The organism is Bacteroidota bacterium (genome assembly GCA_016699695.1).
GTDB lineage: Bacteria > Bacteroidota > Bacteroidia > Bacteroidales > UBA10428 > UBA10428.
Window position 1 is genome coordinate 1,905,689 of record CP065006.1, and the last position, 21,290, is coordinate 1,926,978.

Below are 21,290 nucleotides of genomic sequence, written 5' to 3' on the forward strand. Positions count from 1 at the left end.
ATCTATGAAGAAATTAAGTTTGGTTCTATTGGCAATTATTTCTCTGGCAGTTCAGGCTCAGGAGAACAAAGAAGCACCAAAATTTGGTATCAGTTTCTCAGGATTTGTAAAAACAGATATTTTTTACGATACCCGACAAACAGTGAATATCCGCGAAGGGCACTTTTTACTTTATCCCGAAAATGTATCCCCAGATGCCAACAAGAATGATATCAATGATAAGTCAACTTTTAACATGCTTTCCATTCAATCGAGGTTAAGAGGCTCTATTACAGGTCCCGATGCTTTTGGTGCAAAAACTTCGGGTGTGTTGGAAGCCGACTTCTTTGGCAACGAAAACAGCAGCTTTGGCGATTTAAACGGGTTCCGTTTACGGCATGCTTTTGTGAAACTGAACTGGAAAACAACCGAGCTTTTAGTGGGGCAGTATTGGCATCCGATGTTTATTGCCGAATCGTTTCCGGGTACGGTATCGTTCAATACCGGTGCACCTTTTCAACCCTTTTCCCGAAATCCGCAGATAAGGGTGAGCCAATCTTTCGGAGGCTTGAAATTGATTGGCTGCCTGTTTACGCAACGCGATTTTTCCAGCACGGGCCCTGAATATGTTAAAAATTCTACCACTGGCGAGTACACTTCCCTTGCAGTTGCCAGTCCGAAATACATGCGCAATGCGGCAATTCCAAATGCGCATTTTCAGGTGCAGTTTGCTCCCGATTCATCCGAGCATTTGTTTGGTGCAGGCATCGACTATAAAACACTTCTGCCAGAGCTTTACACGGTTGATTATACTAAGATATTAACTTATCAATCGACAGAAACCATTAGCAGCCTTTCGGCCATAGCCTTTGCCAGATTTAAATTCAAACCTGTTTCGATTCGCATCGAAGGGGTGTATGCCCAGAATGCATATGACATGGCAATGATTGGTGGCTATGCTGTGCAACAGATAAACGATTCGCTTACGGGTGCCAAAAGCTTTACAAACCTGAACACCGCATCGGTATGGCTTGACGCGAATACAAATGGAAAGAAAATTCAATTTGGATTGTTTACAGGATATACAAAGAATTTAGGATCTGCAGATAATATTAAAACAAAGACTTTCTATGCAAGGGGCTCCAATATCGATAATGTATACAGGCTTGCCCCACGGGTTACTTTCATATCGGGAAAATTTGAAATTGCCTTTGAACTTGAGCACACCGTGGCCACATACGGTACTGCCAATGGCGATAGCCAGGGTCGTGTAACAAATGATAAAGCAGTATCGAATACCAGAGGTCTTTTGGCTTTCGTCTACAAGTTTTAGTTCTTTAAAATATTGTTGCTTGTGAAAACCCGGAGTATTTGCCTGTTGGCTTACTCCGGGTTTTTTGTTTAGTCGAATTGTAAGCCACCGATTGTTGCTTTCAGAGGGGCTAGAAAGTTGCTTATTCCTTATTTGCCTCTTGTGCAGTAGGCTTGCCCGAGGGCGAAAACTGAATAGTTACACAAGTGCCTTTGTTGAGCACAGAATCGAGCTCTATGCTTCCATTTTGCTCTTTGAAAATATTATATGCAATTGAGAGTCCTAATCCGGCTCCTTTGCCCGGATCTTTGGTTGTAAAGAAGGGATCGAAAACTTTTGACAGATTTTCTTTACTTATGCCGCAACCGTTATCTTCAATTTTTATGCTGAAGTTATCTTCTGTACCGAAGGTAGTAATTGTAATTTTTCCATCACTTTCGATGGATTGAACAGCATTTAGCAAAATATTAAAAATGGCCTGTTGCAATTTGTTTTCGTTGAAAAAAACCATACGAGGTTTCGCGTTGTATATTCTTTTAATCTCCGCTTTATTTGTAATCTGATCTTGTAGCATATCAAGACAATTGTCAATTAGTGCATGGACATCGCATTCTGTTATCGAACTTTTGCCAATAGAGCTATAATGGTTCAGGCTGGTAACTATGGCAGCTGCTCTGTCTACGCCGGTATTTATTGCATTTATGAGTGGAGATAATTCCTCGAGATGAGAATTTAGATTCTTGCTCAAATAGTTTTCTATACCTACAATACCTCCCATGATATAATTTAACGGGTTATTAATCTCATGCGCCACTCCGGATGCCAGAACACCTATGGAAGCCATCTTTTCAGCATGGATAAGTTGTTTTTGCGTAGCCTGAAGAGTTGTTAACGCGATTTCCAGATTATCGCGTTGCGCATGAAGTTCTTCGTTGGTGGAGTAGAGTTCTTCGTTAAGAGTTTCTATTTCGTAGGTTCGATCAAGAAGCTTAATATTGAGTTGTTTGATGGTTTTGAGATTTTTTAGGGTAATAAAAAGCAAGGTCAGAATGGACAGTAATAATAGGCTTCCGCCAATAAGCATAAATCTTTGAACCCGAATTTCTTTCTCTTGCAAGGTATTTATCTGCCTGAGGAATTCAACCTTCTGAATTTCTTTTTCCGCATTCGCCAGATTTTTTAATTGATCAAATTGTTTGACTCTGGATGCTTGAATGATGCTATCTCTTAGTAGGGCATATTTGTCCCTGTAAATATAGGCCTCACGGTACATCTTCTTGGCACTATAGTAATTGGAGTAAAGGTTAAGAAGCCTTGTTTTTAGATAATCAGCATTAATTTCAAGAATTATTTTTTCAGCATCGTTTAAATGGCTAAGGGCTTTTGTGTAATCATTAGTTGCTAAATACACATCGGCCAGGTTACATAAATTCTGGGCTTCCTCGTAATTGTTGTAGAGCGACCGATTTAATTCCAGGGCCTGGCTTAGATAGTCAATTGCACTATTATAATCCTTGTCCAGAAAATACAGGTTACCCAGGTTGTTCAGGTTATGGGCCTTTGACCGCAGGGCTCCAATTTCGGTATTGATCTCCAAAGCTTTCTTATAGGCAACTTTTGCTGAATCGTATTGCTTTAAACCTCTGTAGCTCACCCCCAAGTTGTTTAATGCCAATGCTTTTATAAACCTGTCACCCTTATTCTTTTCCAATATATTTAACGCAAGCTCAAAATATTGAGCAGCTATCTTGTAATTTTCGAGGTTGTTTAAAATCAAACCAATGTTATTGTATTCCTTTATTACCGATTCATTATCGCCGATTTTATCTTTAATGCTCAGCGATAAAAAATAATTTTCCATGGAGCTGTTAAAATCGCCCAGATAATATTGAGCCACTGCTTTCCGGCTAATGGAATGTGCAAGTCTTGCAGAGTCGCGAATACTTATGGAGAGTTCAATTGCGGAGTCTGAATAAAGAAGAGTATATTCCGGTTGGATGGCTGAGAATTCGGTAATTTTCTTGTTAAGCAGGTCTATTTTGGTGGAGTCCTCAATTTTTCGCATTAGCACATTACTTAAAGTATCCAGCACACTTATTTGAGCAAACGAAAAATGCTGAAAGAAGATAAATGCCAGTAGTGCTAAAAAATTCTTCATGGTAAAGCTTTAATATACAAGGTATAAAAAATTCTCCCTCATCCGGTTTTTTTAACAAAGCTAATTGTTGCCCTGTCTTTAAATAGAGGGTTTCTGCAGCCGCGAAGGTATAGTCTGTATTTTTACTAAATGATTAGCCACTATTATGCCAGTTGTAAGCTTATTTTATATCTTGCCCACGCACACCCCTCTTTCCCCTTAAGGGGATGAGCCACGCGCGAAGCATAACCCCCGCTGATTTGGGTTTGCAACCCAAATCTCCAGCTATCGCGAGCCCAATATAGTTAAGCTAGCCTTCCAGTATGTTCTTCATTGCGAATAAAGTGAAGCAATCTGCTGAATAAAGAGATCGCTTCGTTCCTCGATGACGGTAACTTTTCTTAACTTAACTCTATAAGCCTTTGGCTATTTGTAAAAACCCTTTGACTTTTTGTAAAAGCGCGGAGGCTAAATGAAAAACCCCTTTGACTTTTTGTTAAAACGCGGAGGCAGAATGTAAAAACCCTCTGGCTATTTGTAAAAGCGCGGAGGCAAAATATAAAAACCCTTTGGTTATATGTAAAAGCGCGGAGGCAGAATGTAAAAACCCTTTGACTATATGTAAAAGCGCGGAGGTAGAATGTAAAATGCCTTTAGGAAAATGAAGAAGCACTTTTAAATAATGCAAAAGCCCTCGAAGTATATGAAAAATGCCTCTTGCTATAAGGCAAAGTGCTTAGGCAAAATTTAAAAGTGCTAAGATTTAAGCGTAATTACCTGAGATTGGTAAACTTTAGCCCGCCAATTTGTTTGAATTGAGGGCTTGAGGCACCAAAAACTGACTTCACATAAGCCTTTGCATCGCCGGCAGCATCGTATATACCCGACGGATTATGGTACAGCACTTCGTTACGGGCAATACGGGCATTGTTTAAGGTAACAGAGGCTGCGACAACGGCTGCATTGCTTGAGTTTAAAGCGGTATACAAAGCCGTGAGGCCGGTCACTGTTAACTCGGTTTCGTTGGGTGCATACACCGCATTGCTTGCCAGGAGTTTAATGAGTTTATCGAAATTGTCGAGGCGGTTGTCATAACTCATTTGTGAGGCCGAAGACTCTTTTACCGTTTTACCCGCCGCAGCTTTTAGCTGTTTTTCTTCGTCGCTTAGTTTTGCCGAAGCGCGGCCACCCTGAATTTTGCGTGCCAGTGATTTGGCACTGTCGATTGTTTGAGCGCTAGCCCCGGAGGCTTTTAGAGCATTGCTTACACGTGTAATGAATTTGCTTAAAGGAGCAAAAGCAATTTCGCGTGCAGCAATGGCATTGGTGTAGGCCGACAAAGCTGAATTGACCGCAGCCATGGCAGTTTTGGAACGTGCAGAGAGCGATTGTAAAGCCGGCAGCGCAATGGCTGCATTGGAGGGGTTGTAGGCTGTGCCATAATCCGATACAAAAGAGATTAAGACATCGAGGTTGGCCACGTTGATAGCATGGCCGGTTTCTGTAGTACTTGCCATAAAATTAGACTTAAGGGTTAGAAATGAGGGAACTATCGTGTTGAAAATTATGAAATTGAAAAAGGAAAAAAAATATTGCGTGCTGAAAAAAAATTAACAAGTTATTCACCTAGCCTTTGTTTTGGTTTTTTGAGGGAGGGGAAAAGGGGGTGGGGTGGGTGCAAAGAGCAGAGCTTTTTTGAAATAAGGGCAGGAGTTGAAAACGTGCAGTGGTTGGATTTTTAGGGCAGGGAAATTTTTTGTAAGTTGGGGGTATTATCTAGTTGTGTCGCATATTAACGAACCTAAGTGCAAATGAGAGACCTAAGACTAGCCATATTTCAGAAATACCGGATTCAAAATCGTTACAATAATTTTGGAGCCTGTTTGCATTCAATTATGATTAATGGATTTCGAGGGATTCATAACTTAGAAATAAATTTTGAATATCCAATAACTGCAATATCAGGAATTAATGGTACAGGTAAAAGTACAATTGGACAATTAGCTATTTGTGGTTATAGAAGACCTGTTACAGCCCTAAACTATAAACGATATTATATAAAAGATTTCTTTCCGGTAAATGTTGCTGACCCAATGCCATTTGGAGTGGGTTCGAATGTTCTTTATTCTTATACTACTAATCTTGCAAAGAACCAAGAATTAACAGTTACACGAATGCAATCTGAATGGACTGGATACAAACGTCAACCAGAGAGACATTGCTTTTATGTTGGTTTTACTCTTTATATTCCTAAAGTTGAACGGAAAGATTTAAGTATATATAGAGCACAACAAATTGAATTAGGTTTACGCCGTGAATTATCTGTAATTTCAAAGCAACATGTAGGTAGAATTCTTGACAATCATTATGAAGACATTGCATTTCAAGAAATTACTCACCAAAATAAGTCTGGAGAGCTTGGATTAGCAAGTCGTAATGGCCATGTTTATTCAGAAAATAACATGGGATTTGGAGAAGGGCGATTGCTGTATATGATTGATTTAATGGAAAATTCTCCTGAACAAAGTCTATTCATTATTGAAGAGCCAGAAACTTCATTACACGAAGATGCACAACATCACTTAGCAAATTATTTTCTTGATGTTGTTAATAGAAGACATCATCAAATTATTTTGTCAACGCATTCAAATATTATTTTAGAAACACTACCACCGGAGGCGAGAAAATTTTTAATTAGGCAAGAAAATCAAGTGAAGGTGCATGATAAATTATCAGCCTACCGTGCAAAATCTTTATTATCTAATGGACATCAAAAAGCTTTGAATATCTGTGTTGAAGATGTATTTGCTAGTCATTTGTTGGCAGAGATAATAAGGCGAATAAAACCTGAAATTTTAAAAGTAATAAATATACAAGCTGTTGGAGACACTGATTCTGTTCGCAATGCAGTGAAATTATTGAGGGAATTTAAGAACCATTGGTATTAGAGACGCTGATAAAGGGCCAAATCCTCCTGAAAAATTATTTTCATTACCAGGGACTCAACCACCAGAAGTTGAAGTTTACAAAGATAATTCCGTAATTCAATCTATAAATCAAGAGTTTAAGATTGATGTTGAACATATTTTTAATATAACAGCTGATATAGACCATCATGAATTTGGTGAAATTCTATCGAAACATGCAGTGATAAGTAAAGAGATTTTAAACTATAAAGCGATTAATTATTACATCAATACAATGGGAGATGGCTATTTTAATGATTTGATTGCAACGATTGAAAGTGAACTTTAAAATACGCAACACAACACACAATATAGTCAATAAGGGTTTCAAAGGTTTATGGCTCGTAAACAAAAGTGGCTGTAAACTGATAGTTGATAGCTTCGCCAACCACACACGACAATATGTCGACAACCGTTAGCTGCTATTCTAAGACAACACTGCAAACATTGAATTGACTGAATAAAACGGGAAATAGAAATGAAAAATAGTAAACAAATAGTAACAGATTTTCTAAATCAGTTCGTATCAAACGGACAAGTTAAAGACATTCTGCTTTTGAATTTTACAACGCCGCAAATACTTGACATTTCAAACAAATCGTTAACAGAATTGAAGATTGAAGGAGATTTTGAAAGGGTTAAGAACAAACAATTTGATTTGGTAATTGGCGACCTTCCATTTGGTATGCAATCTATACCGACTGACACAGTTTCAAAACTTAAAGTTAATAAAAACTGGAGCTATGTTTTGACTTCATTGCGAACCTTAAATGAAAATGGGAAAGCATTCTTTTTAATTGAACCAAGCATTTTGTTTTCAACACAAGGACAAAAATTTCTTAACGACTTAGCGTTGGAAAATTATTTTCACAACTCTATATTTGAACTTCCTGAAAAGTTGCTTTATCCTGAAACGGTATTTCAACCAATCATCATTCATTTTGAAAGACAAAAGCAAAACGAACTTTTTATAGGAGAAATCACAAGCGACTTTGAGCCTTTACTGGATTCCATTAATGCAAGAATATCAACAAACAATTTAGCTACAGGGATTATTGTTGCCAGAGAAAGTTTTGAATCCTTTTTTAAGTATAGAATTGAGAATGAAATAGACAATCTTCAAACGCAATACAAAGAATACAATAAGTATAAGCTGAAAGATGTTGCACTTGAAATCAACTTAACCCGTGAATCATTTCAAGATAAACCCAACAGTATTTATATTCCTAAAATTGGAACTTCTCTTGTTGTAGCGGACATTGAAGCAACAACAATTAAACACCAAAATATTTTTCAAGTTGTTCTCAACTCGGACATAGTAAAATCTGAATACCTTGCGTTGTTCTTTCATTCGGATTTAGGCAGACAAATATTGAAATCGCTGACAAGCGGCAGCTTTATTCCGAACATAAATAAATCAGACATTGAAAACTGTTTTGTTTCAATTCCTAGTTTAACTGAACAGAGTTTACTAATTCTGACCAATCAAAAACTAGCTGAACTACAAGTCACAATTAATCAGCTAAAAACTGAACTTAGTTTGAATCCAAAGAGTGCAAATGTTATCCTTGACAAGTTTGAAAGTATTCAAAGTCCATTGAAACAACTCTCTTCAGAAGACCAAATTTTAAGTTTGATTAGAAAGGGAGAAAACAAACACATTGAGTTTAAAGAATCATTTTCTAAAAACATTAAGACAGGACTAAAAGATAAAGAGATTGAAAAATCTTCCTTAAAAAATATTGTTGGTTTTCTAAACGCAGACGGCGGAACGCTTCTTATCGGCATTGCTGACAATGGAGAAATAAAAGGAGTTGAAGATGACTTTTTTACGTCAATTGACAAGTATAAACTGAATTTTAAAAATGCAATAAATTCAAAAATTGGTTCAGAGTTTTATTCATTAATTGATTACGACTTATTCAACATTGCTGGACATCAAGTATTAAGGGTTGACTGTAAAGCATCAAGTGAACCTTGCTTTTATGACCAAATAGAGTTTTTTGTTAGGACAAATCCAGCAACAGATAAGCTTGAAGGAAAGAAACAAGTTGATTACATAAAAGAACGCTTCAAATAAAGACACGATGGAAAGAAGAACAGCAGCTAACAGCATCTACACGCAAGCACGGACACTTTCGTTCCCATGAAGAATATTACAATGCTAAAAAACAATAATTCGCAGAAGTCCTTTTTTAGTCTGCCCTACCTGCGGGTAGATGCGAAACGTTAACGGTAAGTGTAAAAACAGACACATCGTACAATTTGCTACTAAAAGACAGAAAAGAAAAACGAAATAATAAACAGCCAAGCCTCATTGCACTCATTTGCAAACTCCTCCAGCCAAGGCTTCAGCCATTATTTTTGAGGGGAGAGTTGTTTTTTTGCCATCGCACCCATGCAAATTTGTTATTTTGCAGCTAATTTGAGAATTGGATTAAAAAGAAATGAAATTTAACGAAGACTCAAGGGTTAAAATCCCTACCATATTACACCTGATTCGATTGGGATATGAATACCTTTCATTGTCCGGTCAGACTTGGGATGAGTCGACCAATATTTTCACGGATATTTTCAAAGCCAGCGTAAAACACCTAAATCCACAACTTTCAGAATCCGACATACACAGAGAATACGATGAATTATCACTGACACTGGAAAATGAGGATTTAGGAAAAGCTTTCTACGAAAAAATATCTAATAAATCGAAAACCAGACTGATTGATTTCGAGGATTTCAGCAACAATAAATTTCACGTTGTAACGGAGCTTACTTACAAAAAGGATGAGGAAGAATTCCGACCCGACATTATTCTATTGATTAATGGGATGCCTTTAGCATTCGTTGAAGTAAAAAAGCCAAATAACAGAGACGGTATAATTGCAGAACACAAACGGATTCAAACCCGATTCGGAAATAAGAAGTTTCGCAAGTTTGTGAACCTCACTCAAATCATGGTATTCTCTAATAATATGGAATACGATGACAGCACTCCTGAACCAATTGAAGGTGCTTTTTATGCAACTGCTTCTTATGACAAACCTCCTTTTAACTATTTTAGGGAAGAAGAAAAGTTCGATTTAGATACTTTGCTAAAGCCGATTGACGATGAAACTGAAACAGTGGTTCTAAAAGACAACAACCTGTTGAGTATTAAAAACTCAAAGGAGTTCCTCATCAATAAAAACCCCAATACACCTACAAATCGAATTTGCACTTCTTTATTCCAGAAAGAAAGACTGGCTTTTCTTTTACAGTATGCAATTGCCTATGTAAAGGAATCAAAGGGCCTGGAAAAACACATCATGCGTTATCCTCAGATTTTTGCGACCAAGGCAATTGAAAACAAGCTGAACAACAACGTAAAAAAGGGTATTATTTGGCATACACAAGGCAGTGGAAAAACGGCTTTAGCCTATTACAACGTTAAACACTTAACCGATTATTACCAAAAGCAGGGCATTGTTCCTAAATTTTATTTCATTGTCGACCGCATCGACCTTTTAATACAAGCTGCCAAAGAGTTTAAAGCACGCGGATTGGTGGTACACGAAATCGATTCGCGCGATGCTTTTGCAAAGGACATCAAAGCAACAACAGTAATTCACAATCATTCAGGAAAAGCCGAAATTACCGTTGTAAACATCCAAAAATTTGAGGACGACCCAAATGTTATTCCTAATACCGATTATCAGTTAAACATACAACGGGTATTCTTTTTAGATGAAGTTCATCGTAGCTATAATCCAAAGGGAAGCTTTTTGGCAAATCTGGAACAGGCTGATAAGGGCTCTGTAAAAATCGGATTGACTGGCACTCCGCTTCTAGGTTCAGAATATAATTCAAAAACTCTTTTCGGCGATTATATTCACAAGTATTATTACAATGCTTCAATTAAAGACGGATATACTTTACGCCTCATTCGCGAAGAGATTGAAACAACGTACAAACTCACTTTACAGGAAGCCTTAAAAGAAATTGAAATTCTTAAAGGCAATGCTGATAGAACTACAGTATATGCCCATTACAAGTTTGTGGAGCCAATGCTCGATTACATCATTAAGGATTTTGAAAAAGCCCGTATTATCATGAACGACAATTCCATTGGCGGTATGGTGGTATGTGATTCTGCTCCTCAGGCAAAAATGATGTACAAGATTTTTCAGGATAAATATGCCAACAAAACCGACGATATTTTATTACAGGCTGCCGAACCCGAAGAAAGCTATGGCGAAAAGCAAAAACGAAAAAGTAAAGTAACAAGCGCTGTTCTTATTTTACATGACGAAGGAACCAAACAGGAACGCAAAGACCTGATAGACGATTTCAAAGACGGAAAAATCGATTTTCTTTTTGTGTTTAACATGCTCCTTACCGGTTTCGATGCTAAACGTTTGAAGAAATTATACATTGGCCGTGTAATTAGAGCGCACAACTTATTGCAAACCCTAACCCGTGTTAACCGCAGGTATAAGAATTTCCTTTACGGTTATGTAGTGGATTTTGCCGACATTCAAAAAGAGTTCGATAAAACCAATCGTGATTACTTTAATGAACTTCAAGCCGAGTTGGGCGATGAAATGGAACATTATTCCAACCTCTTTAAATCGGCTGAAGAAATTGAAGCTGAAATTCAGGAAATAAAAGAAGTATTATTCCATTTCGACACCGAGAATGCAGAGGTTTTCTCTCAGCAAATAAGCGAGATTAACGACCGTGCTGTAATGCTGAAAATTACCAAAGTGCTGAACAATGCAAAGGCACTTTACAATATCATTCGACTTTCGGGCAATTTTGAATTACTCGACAAGCTCGATTTTAAAATGCTCAACATTCTTTCGCGCGATGCAAACAACCGTTTAGCCCTTATCAACACAAAAGAGCGATTGGAGAATAGTGTAGATACTACCAATTTGCTGAACGTAGCCTTGGAAGATGTAATTTTTGCATTTACCAAGGTGAAAGAGGAAGAAATGGTTATTGCTGATAAGTTAAAAGATACCTTACAGAAAACCCGTGAAGCATTGGGCGGTAATTTCGACCAGAAAGACCCTGAATTTATTTCGTTAAAAGAAGAACTGGAACGCTTATTTAAAAAGAAAAACCTGAACGAAGTTACCAAAGAGGAAATGGAAGCCAACATTGCCGCTTTGGAAATTATATACAACAAAGCCCGCGAATTGGAACGCAAAAATCAGTTACTTCGCGCCAAGTATAAAAACGATGAAAAATATGCCCGTTTGCATAAGCGATTAATGGAGAAAGACCCTTTAACCGATAGCGAAGCAAAACTGTTTGAAGCCTTACAAAGTTTGAAACAGGAAGTAGATAACCAGATACAGCTAAATGCAAAAATGTTGGAAAACGAAAGCTTTGTAGAAAAAATGATTTTGCGTTTGGTTATCGAGCAATTGAAAAACAAATACCATTTACCACTCGATGCCAACCGCAGCAAGTTGATAAATGCCATGGTGGTAAAAGAATACATGAATGAGTTTTATGGACGTACAGCTTAATTGTCAGAATCTGGATTTGCAGGATGAAAAGATGAACAAGATTATTTGAAAAGTAAAAAAAGCAAATGATTAAATATAATGGTCACTACAGCGACAATATAAAATCAAGAAATCCAATAATCCTGAAAATCCAGAATCAGACAAATGAAATTAGACGACATTACTTATAAAATAAATGGTTGTGCCATGAAAGTGCATAACACCTTGGGTAACGGGTTTCAGGAAGTTATATACCAAAGGTGCTTAGCTTTAGAGTTTGAGAAAGCAGGGTTGGAATACGAACGGGAGAAAGAACAAACAATTTATTACGAAGGAATAGATGTTGGTACCAGAAGGGCAGATTTTATTGTAGAAAATCAAGTAGTGGTAGAGATAAAAGCAATGATCAATTTAGAAGACGTTCATTTGGCACAGGCTAAAAATTATGTGGTAGCCTATGATAAACCAATTGGCTTGCTCATTAATTTTGGCGCACAGAGTTTACAATTTAAGAAAATATTTAATCAGAATATTGTCTGAATCAGAATTCTAAGGATTGAAGGATAAGCAAGATTTATTATAATTGAATAAGATAGAACAGGTAAAACACAGACAGACCAATAATGAAACAAATATATCAGAATGTAGGGAACAAAATCCTGTTAATCAAATAATCCTACAAATCCTGATTCAGACAATTTTATATGACAGCCACACAGAAATTTGAGAAAGAAACCAAAGAACTTATCGACAGTTTAAAATCGGTTTGTGCCAACTATGGTTTGGGGAACGATGGAAACGAGTTTAAGATTATTACACAGGTATTTCTGTATAAATTTTTGAACGACAAATTTGTTTACGAGGTAAAAAAGCTCGATGATAAAATAGCCAATGCCGAAAAACCGGTTGAAATATTAAAAAGGTATAGTGCCGACGATTACGAAATGCTCACCATGCAAATGAGCGAGGCAACAGCAAGCATAAAGCCCGACCATTTGATAAGTGCCTTGTTCGAAAAACAAAACGAACCCAAATTTGCCGATACTTTCGACAATACCCTGCTGGATATTGCAAAAGAGAACAGCGATATATTTTCGGTAATCACACAGGATGGCGAAAAGATTACCCTTTTCGAAAACATCAGTAAATATGTATCCGATAAGCGCGATGACTTTTGCCGTGCCATTATCAATAAATTAATTGGTTTTAGCTTCGAACATATTTTTAATGAAAAATTCGATTTCTACGCTACCATTTTCGAATACCTCATTAAAGACTACAACACCAACAGCGGCGGTAAATATGCCGAATACTTTACGCCCCATGCCGTAGCAAAAATCATGGCGCGATGCATGGTGCATGGCGATGTGAACAACGTAACCTGTTACGACCCTTCGGCGGGTTCAGGTACGCTGTTAATGAACCTTGCCCACCAGATTGGCGAGGACAAATGCACCATTTATTCGCAGGATATTTCGCAGAAATCCTCAAGCCTCTTGCGTTTGAACCTTATTTTGAACAACCTTGTGCATTCCATACCCAACATTGTAAAAGGCAATACCATTTTAGAGCCCTATCATAAAGAAAACGGTGAGCTGCAAAAGTTCGATTACATCGTTTCTAATCCACCCTTTAAGCTCGATTTCTCGGATTATAGTGCCGACCTCGACACCAAGCAAAATAACGCGCGCTTTTTTGCAGGAATACCTAATGTGCCTAAAACAAAAAAAGAAAGCATGGCTATTTACCTCATGTTTTTACAGCACATTATGTTTAGCTTGAAAAAGGGAGGAAAAGCTGCTGTTGTAGTACCTACAGGTTTTATTACCGCACAAAGTGGTATAGACAAAAAAATTCGTGAGCGTTTGGTCGATGAAAAAATGCTACGCGGTGTGGTAAGCATGCCAAGCAATATTTTTGCAGCTACAGGTACAAACGTGTCTATTTTATTTATCGACGAAGCTGACAAAGGCGATGTGGTATTAATCGATGCCTCCAAATTAGGCGAAACCATTAAAGATGATGGAAAGAACCAGCGTACTGTCCTAACCCCAGACGAAGAAAATAAAATCATAAACACCTTTAACAACAAAGAGGTAGTTGACGATTTTTCTGTGGTTGTTTCGTACGACGATATTAAAGAAAAAAACTACAGCTTTAGTGCAGGGCAATATTTTGAGGTAAAAATCGAATATGTAGATATAACACACGAGGAATTTGAAACAAAGATGAACGGTTATAAAACCAATTTGAATAAGTTATTTTCTGAATCTTCTGATTTGGAAAAGGAGATTAAAAAGCAATTGGAGGGGTTGATTTATGGCAATTAATCATTGGTCTAAAATGCCGTTAAAGTCGCTTTGTAGTCGTATTGGTGATGGACTACACGGAACCCCTTCCTACGATGATAAAAGCGAATATTATTTCATAAATGGGAATAACCTTAAAAATGGCAAAATAGAGATAACACCCAATACAAATCGAGTTGCTGAGTCTGATTTTAACGAGGGTTTTATTGAATTAAATGATAATACACTTTTACTTTCAATAAATGGAACACTAGGTAGTTTAGCATTTTATGGAGGTCAGAAAATTATGCTTGGGAAAAGTGCAGCATATTTGAATTTCAAAACGGATATAAATAAGTTTTTCTATTACTACTTTCAATTAAAAGATGTTCAATTATATTTTTACAATGTAGCAACTGGCTCAACTATAAAAAACCTTTCGTTAAAGGCAATACAAAATTTTGAAGTTCCAGTTCCAGAAAAAACGGAATGGAAGGCAATAGCCTCGGTTCTTTCCGCCTTAGATTCCAAAATAGAACTCAACAACCGCATCAATGCCGAGTTGGAAGCAATGGCAAAAACGCTGTACGATTATTGGTTTGTACAATTCGATTTTCCCTATTCCCCTCCTTTGGAGGGGTGTCCGCAGGACGGGGTGGGTATAGGCAAACCCTATAAATCATCGGGTGGCAAAATGGTGTACAACGCAGCACTAAAAAGAGAAATTCCTGAGGGGTGGGAAGTGAAAGCATTAGAGGAGCTTGGTAATTTTAAGAATGGTGTTAATTATGACCCTTCTAACCCTGGTGAAATTGCCTGTCCAATAATTAATGTTAGAAACATAAGTTCAAGTAGTTATTTCCTTAAAAACGAAGATTTAGACACTATTTATTTGAGAGAGTCTGACGTCAAAAAGTACGCAGTACACAAAGAAAGTATAATCATTGCACGAAGCGGAATACCAGGTGCGACAAGATTAATAGCAGATATTGCAGAAAACACTTTGTATTGTGGTTTTGCTATTCATTTTGAACTAAATAATTACGAAAATAAGATTCCTGTTTTTTTCTTTTTGAAATCAATTGAACAGTTAATCCAAAATGGTTCTGGAGGCACTATTTTGAAGAATGTTAATCAAGCAACCTTAAATGCGCTTAAAATTGCAATAACAAAGGATAATTCAATTGTATCAAAACTAAATAATGCAATTCAGCTAATGTTTAGTAAGATTAACCTTATTCAAAAAGAAAACGAACAACTTGCCTCCCTCCGCGATTGGTTATTACCCATGCTTATGAACGGGCAGGTAAGGGTAAAAGATGTGGAAGAGGAAAGGTTAAATATGGCAGCAGAACCAATAGTTAAATACAATGGCTAAAAAAAAAAAAATACCAGCTTGGGTTTGGGTGTTAATTGTAATTTTCGTAATTGTTTTAATACTAATTTATGTAGGTTCTTTAGGTAAAGTTAATATTGGTAATGTTACACCTCCCGAAGAATTTAAAGATAACAAAGAACAAGTCGAACGCCGCCATAAAAAATTAAAAGCCCTTATAGAAAAGAAGGAAGAATTAAAACTTAAACTCACAAAAATATTTAGACGCACCTACTTTGCTGTGCGTTTTGGTTTTATTCTACTTTGGGGTGCTTACATTTTCGTATTAATTAAATTTCAATGTATAGAAAATTTAGGTGATGCACTCAATTATTCCGAAGCAGCCATATTGGTTTGTATAGCCTTAAACTTTTTAACCTTCGGTACAGTTACCAACCTTAACAGCTTTATCGATCTTATAAAACTCAAACTCGAAAACTGGATTTGGGGAAAGTATGTTAATATTGACAAGGATATTGAAGAAGACAAAAAGGAATTAGCAATCAAGTAAAGTATGATAATTCAAAAAATCTGTTCTGATTATGAGCTATACTTTAAATGTTCAAGACAACAATCTTAAAAGACTCGAAGATTATTCCTTTAAGAGCGAAGGCTATCATAAAATATCGCCCCAGGTAATTTTAGCCACTCACCCCGAAATAATAACGAATTTACAGGAGCTGGAAATTAATGCTGCCGGTGTGCCTTTGGTCGGTAGAGAATTTCCTACTTCAAGCGGTCCGATTGACATTATCTATGTTACAAACAATTCGGATATTGTTTTAATTGAAACAAAATTATTGCGGAATCCCGAATCTGTCCGCACGGTTGTTGCTCAGGTAATCGATTATATAAAAGCGCTGACAAGGATTAATGTCGAACAGTTTATCGAAATTCTTAAAAAGAGCCAGTATTCAAATGCATCAGAAAATTTCGATGATTATTTTAAATCCTCATTAAAGAAAAACCTGCAAACCGGTAATTTTTATGTTATCATTGTTGGCGATCACATTCATCCGAATGTTCTTGAAATAGTAGAATCCATTCAGGCTGTACCACATCTATCTTTTACAATAAGTCTTGTTGAATTGTCGCCTAAGGTTTTAAACGATACTACAATTCTTCTGCAGCCAAAGGTAATTACCAAAACTACTGAAGTTGAAAGAAGTGTTATTCGGCTTGAGATATCACATACAGGGCAAGTAGAAATTGATTCACAATTACCCGAAAAAGAAGGAAAAGGCAGTCGTCCCATTTTAACTGAATCGGAATTTATACAGTCGGTTGGCAAACCTGAATATGCAAAAGTAATACAGGATTTTTGGATTAAATGGAAAAGTCTCGGCGGAGATATACGATTAGGAACAGTCGGCTTTTCAGCCGGAATTAAGATAAGCGGAAAGCGAAAACCCATTCAGTTTTGTTACCAAAACAAGATTACAATAGTGAGTGAAAATTATCGCCAAAGCATAGAAATATCCGACTCAAGCTTTGAACTTTATAAAAATCACTTTAAAGGTAAATTACCTAAAATTTACGACCGGAATATTGTTGGAAATTTGGTTGAGATTCCTTTTGAATTGTTGACTCCTGCTGAATTGAATCTTATTCTGGAGGGTTCATTTATTCTCCTTAAAGAAGAATATAATATTGTAAGTAAATAATCAAAAAACTCAAATGAGCTTCCGATCCAAATCAACAGACAGTTTTAACACCCGTAAACGTTTTTTTATTTTCGATTGTGTATTAAATAATCGAAACCTAATAATTGAGGATGATTTTATAAAATTTGAAATTACTGAACAGTTGGTTCAATTATTTACAGCAGAGTATTACCAAATAGAAGGAAACAAAACACTTAAAAGTCATCCATCGCCTCTTACAATAAACGAGATTTATGCTAGAATGAAAAGCATAGAGGAAATGCAAGTTGCAGAGTTGAAAATTCTAGAAAAAAAGTATTTTGAGGAAATATTTAAATCGCAATTCCCGGAAAACACATTCAATGAACTGAATAAAGCTGACCATTGCTATTATTGCGGGCTCACAATGCAGGACATTGAATTGTTGGCAGATAAGAATAAGCTATACAAAAAGAATGAAAGAGGTTGGCATTTCGAAATCGACCGAAAAAAACCCAACCTGGAATATACTGTGGAAAATTGTGTTGCTGCCTGCTACTGGTGCAATAATGCTAAAACCGATGAATTCGATGATATAGAGTTTAAACCCATTGGAGAACAGATAGGGAGTACTCTTAAAAATAGACTTTTAAGTTGATCACCGATCCTCAGACTAATATTGGATACTTTGCGGAGGCCCAACTCCGGCGACGATTTGCAATCAGAGCTTCGCTCCCATGCACTCTTTTTTTTAAGCAAGGGAACCACAGAGCCGCAACATCGGGATTTTTCTGGTAGAAAATAAAATTGTAAGTTAGGGAGGGTTGTTGGGTTGACTCGACTCTCGAATTTCTTCAAAAAAAATAATAACTACAGTATTGAACGAATTTAGTAAGTTTTATCCCTTATATCTTAAACTGCGTCATAAATAAAAAAACCATGGACAAACCCATACTGCAAAAACACATTAAAAGCTTTCTGAACAAGCTTACAAATGAGCCCGAAAAACTCAAGAGTGATGAAGTTGAAAGAATTGAAAGGGTAAAATACTACCAGGCATGGTCTAAGGAGAAAATACTTAAAATGTCTCCAGAAGATTTATTGGAATACTTGTCAAAGTTGTGGGCAATGCTTATCTGGGGCAATAAACAGTATGTCGTTGATAAGATTATTTCAGACAATGGTTTTGATAACTTCAAAAAGGAACTTGCTGCATTAGTTTGGGATAAATCGCCAATTGAAATAAGATGGGATAATGCAACAAAAAATATAAAAGGATTTGGCCCTGCGCTACAAAGCGAATTATTGTGTCATGTATTTCCAAATGAATTTATACTTTGGAATCGTAGAGCCTATGTTGGTCTAGAATTTTTGGGAATAAAAGGATTACCAAAATACAACTATCAGTTAAACGGCAAAAAATACAAAGAACTCTCAGAAATTGGGAAAACTATAGCTGAAGAAATGAGAGCTTTAGGCGCCGTAGATTCAACATTGTTGGCTGTGGACTACTTTATTTGGGAAGAACTTCAATTCGAAGTAAATCTTTCTCAGATACATAAGAAATCACAGGATTTAAAATCGGTTGAGAGTTTAACAAAAGAAGAATCGAAGTTTGTTCATAATGAGATTAGAGATGCGATAAGAGATATAGGTCAATGGTTAGGGTTTACTGCCAAAATTGAACAGAAAGTAGCAGATGGTTCTGTAGTTGATGCAATTTGGGAATCTACAATTGGTAATATGGGAAGAGTCCTGTACGTTTATGAAGTTCAGACGAAAGGTTCAATTGATAGTTTAATTTTAAACCTCCTGAAAGCCAATAATAATCCTGCTGTTCAGGGTGTGGTTGCTGTTTCCGATAAAGCGCAGATTGAAAAAATTAAAAAACATTCTGCAACAATTAAAGGACTTGAAGATTTAAGATACTGGGATTACGAAGAGGTTTTGGAAGTACATGAAAGCCTCGAATTTGTTAATACGTCAATAAATAAACTCAAATTGGTTCCAGATGGATTTTAAGAGCCATCACACAGGTGTAAGTATATTTATTCGCACTTATTATAATTTTCAAATGCGCTCATGTTTTTCAATTGCAAGCCCCACAGCCTGTCCCGAACTTGCTTCGGGTAGCCAACGCTTCAACCAAACCCGATGTACCCCGGGTTTCAAAAGAGCTTGTCGGTCCACCGCTATTTTGCCGGCCCTGGAAACTAATTTTTTTGGTAACCACCTGATAAAAAAATAGACTACCTTATTATGGAAAATTACGATAGACTAAAAAATGCCATGAAATCTTATTGCACATTTATTTTCTTACTGCCTATTCTTTTTAGTTGTACTAGTCAAAATCCGGATTCAAAAAAAGATGAATCGCCCGAAGACTTTCTTCATGCAACAAATGCATTTTTGAAACACTATGAAAATTCACCTCAGATTTTTACTGTAGCTTCCGATAAGCCTTCAGAAGTTGTGGGCATGAATGGTACAATCCTTTTTATCGACCCCAAAGATTTAGTACTATCCGATGGCACGGCAATCAAGGATAGTATCCGGGTTGAGCTAGTGGAATTAACCCGAAAAGAAGAATTTATAAAGCACCATACCACTACTACTTCGAACGGAGAATTGTTAGTTTCTGGCGGTATGTATTACATTAATTTAGTTTCGGATAGTGTACAAGTACTACTAAAGGATAGCTGCACAATGCCGGTAGTGTTTCCGCGCATAACAGATGAACCCATGCTCTTGTTTGATGGGAAAAGAGACAGTACAGGCAGAATGAATTGGACTCCCACAAGGCAAGAACTATCTTACAGTGCACCTAGCCGAAAGCCTTTCAAACAAAAAAGAAATATTGAAGTGATTGTTTGGAATGATACGCTAAACGAAACTTTCGAAGTAAAGCAAATGTCGCCTGAAGAAAAGGAAAAATACAGTAAAGAATTCGACAAAAAGAAGAAAGTATACAATGAAACCCGGTTAAGTAGTTTTGGGTGGAAAAATATCGATTACTATTTTCAATACGAAAATAGAATTGATATAGAGTTTACTGTCCCCACAAGCATTGCTTCCTCTTCCATACGTTCGTATTTAATTTTTAAGGAGATAAATTCAGTGATTTCTCCGTACACCTTTACCGACAGCTCACTCACCTATCGCGAAGTGCCGGAAGCCCTCACATATAGCATCTTAGCGGTTTCGTATTTCAACAAAAAAATATATTTGTTTTATAAGGAAAATCAGATCGTTGGAGAACCCATTCAGCAACTGGATTTAGTAGAAGTGACAGAAGAATATTTCGATGAATTTTTTAAGGATTTTATCTAGTCGATTATGAAAACATATTTGGTTAATTTTTTACTCCTGGGTATCTGCAACCTGTGCTTTTCTACCGTTTCTGCGCAAGAAGATAGTTTAAATAATTTACCACTTATGTTTTGGGGTGTTGACAATCCTGTTTGTGTAAGAATTGAGGATGTTGCACATGACAGAATTGATGTAGAATTAGAAGGTGGCATTGTTAATTTAGTGAACATTTACGAATCGAAGTATACCGTTAATTCCCGAACTATAGGCGTAAAAAACCTGATAGTCTATGTGGATAAGATTGAGGTTTTCAGAAAGCCTTATCGAGTTATTCTTGTTCCCTATCCAATTGCTTTTATTCACCAGCCGAATATAAAGGAGATAGATAAGAATATTTTATTGGAGCATGGTTATTTGGAGTGTGATGATCCAAATCGCTATTTCAGTACAATGATGAATTTAAGATTTACTGTCACATCCTTTGATATGAAAATTAATAGTGGTGGTATGAAGGAGGAATTTACATCGGATAATAGGCATTTAACGGATGAAATGAAATCAGCGATTAAAAAATCAGGAGTAAATCAGGTAATAACTTTTACAGAGATTCATGCTTTAGGGCCAGACGGTTCACTTAGAATGCTTCCTAATTTTAGTTTGAGGATATTTTAGTACAAAGTGATTTTCTGCTTTTTTAAGGCCAGGAATGTCTGAACCATCTGGCGCCGATTTGCAATCGGTGCCTTGCCTATTGGCAAGCTTTTGCATTTACAAAGCGGGGTGCTTCATTCAGAATTTCTCTAAAAG

14 protein-coding genes and 1 pseudogene are annotated in these 21,290 nt (G+C 36.7%); 13 read left to right on the forward strand and 2 right to left on the reverse strand.

What is annotated here, in order from left to right; translation table 11 throughout:
- The first annotated feature begins 4 nt into the window (after window positions 1-4).
- Complete coding sequence (locus IPM71_08110; protein ID QQS52685.1) at window positions 5-1,312, forward strand: hypothetical protein; 1,308 nt, start codon at window positions 5-7, stop codon at window positions 1,310-1,312.
- 121 nt (window positions 1,313-1,433) lie between these two features.
- Here the strand turns inward: IPM71_08110 and IPM71_08115 are convergent, their stop codons facing one another.
- Together IPM71_08115 and IPM71_08120 are read right to left on the reverse strand one after the other, a co-directional pair.
- Window positions 1,434-3,449: a tetratricopeptide repeat protein gene (locus tag IPM71_08115; protein ID QQS52686.1), complete on the reverse strand. Its 2,016-nt coding sequence runs from the start codon at window positions 3,447-3,449 to the stop codon at window positions 1,434-1,436.
- A 752-nt stretch (window positions 3,450-4,201) separates the two neighbouring features.
- Entirely contained in the window at window positions 4,202-4,945 is a 744-nt protein-coding gene (locus IPM71_08120) for a hypothetical protein (protein ID QQS52687.1), read from the reverse strand.
- Between the two features lie 294 nt (window positions 4,946-5,239).
- Between IPM71_08120 and IPM71_08125 the strand changes: the two are divergent.
- From IPM71_08125 to IPM71_08180, 12 genes and pseudogenes are all read left to right on the forward strand, one after another.
- Window positions 5,240-6,683: pseudogene (locus IPM71_08125) on the forward strand (AAA family ATPase).
- Between the two features lie 189 nt (window positions 6,684-6,872).
- Window positions 6,873-8,474 carry a putative DNA binding domain-containing protein gene (locus IPM71_08130; GenBank protein ID QQS52688.1) on the forward strand — a complete coding sequence of 534 codons (1,602 nt, stop codon included), beginning with the start codon at window positions 6,873-6,875 and terminating at the stop codon, window positions 8,472-8,474.
- A 367-nt stretch (window positions 8,475-8,841) separates the two neighbouring features.
- Window positions 8,842-11,910: a type I restriction endonuclease subunit R gene (locus IPM71_08135; GenBank protein ID QQS52689.1), complete on the forward strand. Its 3,069-nt coding sequence runs from the start codon at window positions 8,842-8,844 to the stop codon at window positions 11,908-11,910.
- 144 nt (window positions 11,911-12,054) lie between these two features.
- Window positions 12,055-12,429, forward strand: coding sequence for a GxxExxY protein (locus tag IPM71_08140; GenBank protein QQS52690.1), 375 nt, complete (start codon window positions 12,055-12,057; stop codon window positions 12,427-12,429).
- 164 nt (window positions 12,430-12,593) lie between these two features.
- Complete coding sequence (locus tag IPM71_08145; protein QQS52691.1) at window positions 12,594-14,219, forward strand: SAM-dependent DNA methyltransferase; 1,626 nt, start codon at window positions 12,594-12,596, stop codon at window positions 14,217-14,219.
- The gene (locus tag IPM71_08150) at window positions 14,209-15,555 is read left to right on the forward strand and encodes a restriction endonuclease subunit S (GenBank protein ID QQS52692.1); all 1,347 of its coding nucleotides are present in this window, start codon (window positions 14,209-14,211) and stop codon (window positions 15,553-15,555) included. The genes IPM71_08145 and IPM71_08150 overlap by 11 nt, the downstream gene beginning before the upstream one ends.
- Entirely contained in the window at window positions 15,548-16,063 is a 516-nt protein-coding gene (locus tag IPM71_08155) for a hypothetical protein (protein ID QQS52693.1), read from the forward strand. The genes IPM71_08150 and IPM71_08155 overlap by 8 nt, the downstream gene beginning before the upstream one ends.
- 31 nt (window positions 16,064-16,094) lie before the next feature.
- Window positions 16,095-17,216 carry a hypothetical protein gene (locus IPM71_08160; protein ID QQS52694.1) on the forward strand — a complete coding sequence of 374 codons (1,122 nt, stop codon included), beginning with the start codon at window positions 16,095-16,097 and terminating at the stop codon, window positions 17,214-17,216.
- A 13-nt stretch (window positions 17,217-17,229) separates the two neighbouring features.
- The gene (locus IPM71_08165; GenBank protein ID QQS52695.1) at window positions 17,230-17,832 is read left to right on the forward strand and encodes a hypothetical protein; all 603 of its coding nucleotides are present in this window, start codon (window positions 17,230-17,232) and stop codon (window positions 17,830-17,832) included.
- Between the two features lie 425 nt (window positions 17,833-18,257).
- Window positions 18,258-19,196, forward strand: coding sequence for a hypothetical protein (locus IPM71_08170; protein QQS52799.1), 939 nt, complete (start codon window positions 18,258-18,260; stop codon window positions 19,194-19,196).
- A gap of 237 nt (window positions 19,197-19,433) precedes the next feature.
- The gene (locus IPM71_08175) at window positions 19,434-20,504 is read left to right on the forward strand and encodes a hypothetical protein (protein QQS52696.1); all 1,071 of its coding nucleotides are present in this window, start codon (window positions 19,434-19,436) and stop codon (window positions 20,502-20,504) included.
- A gap of 6 nt (window positions 20,505-20,510) precedes the next feature.
- Window positions 20,511-21,155 carry a hypothetical protein gene (locus tag IPM71_08180; protein QQS52697.1) on the forward strand — a complete coding sequence of 215 codons (645 nt, stop codon included), beginning with the start codon at window positions 20,511-20,513 and terminating at the stop codon, window positions 21,153-21,155.
- The last annotated feature ends 135 nt before the right edge of the window (window positions 21,156-21,290 follow it).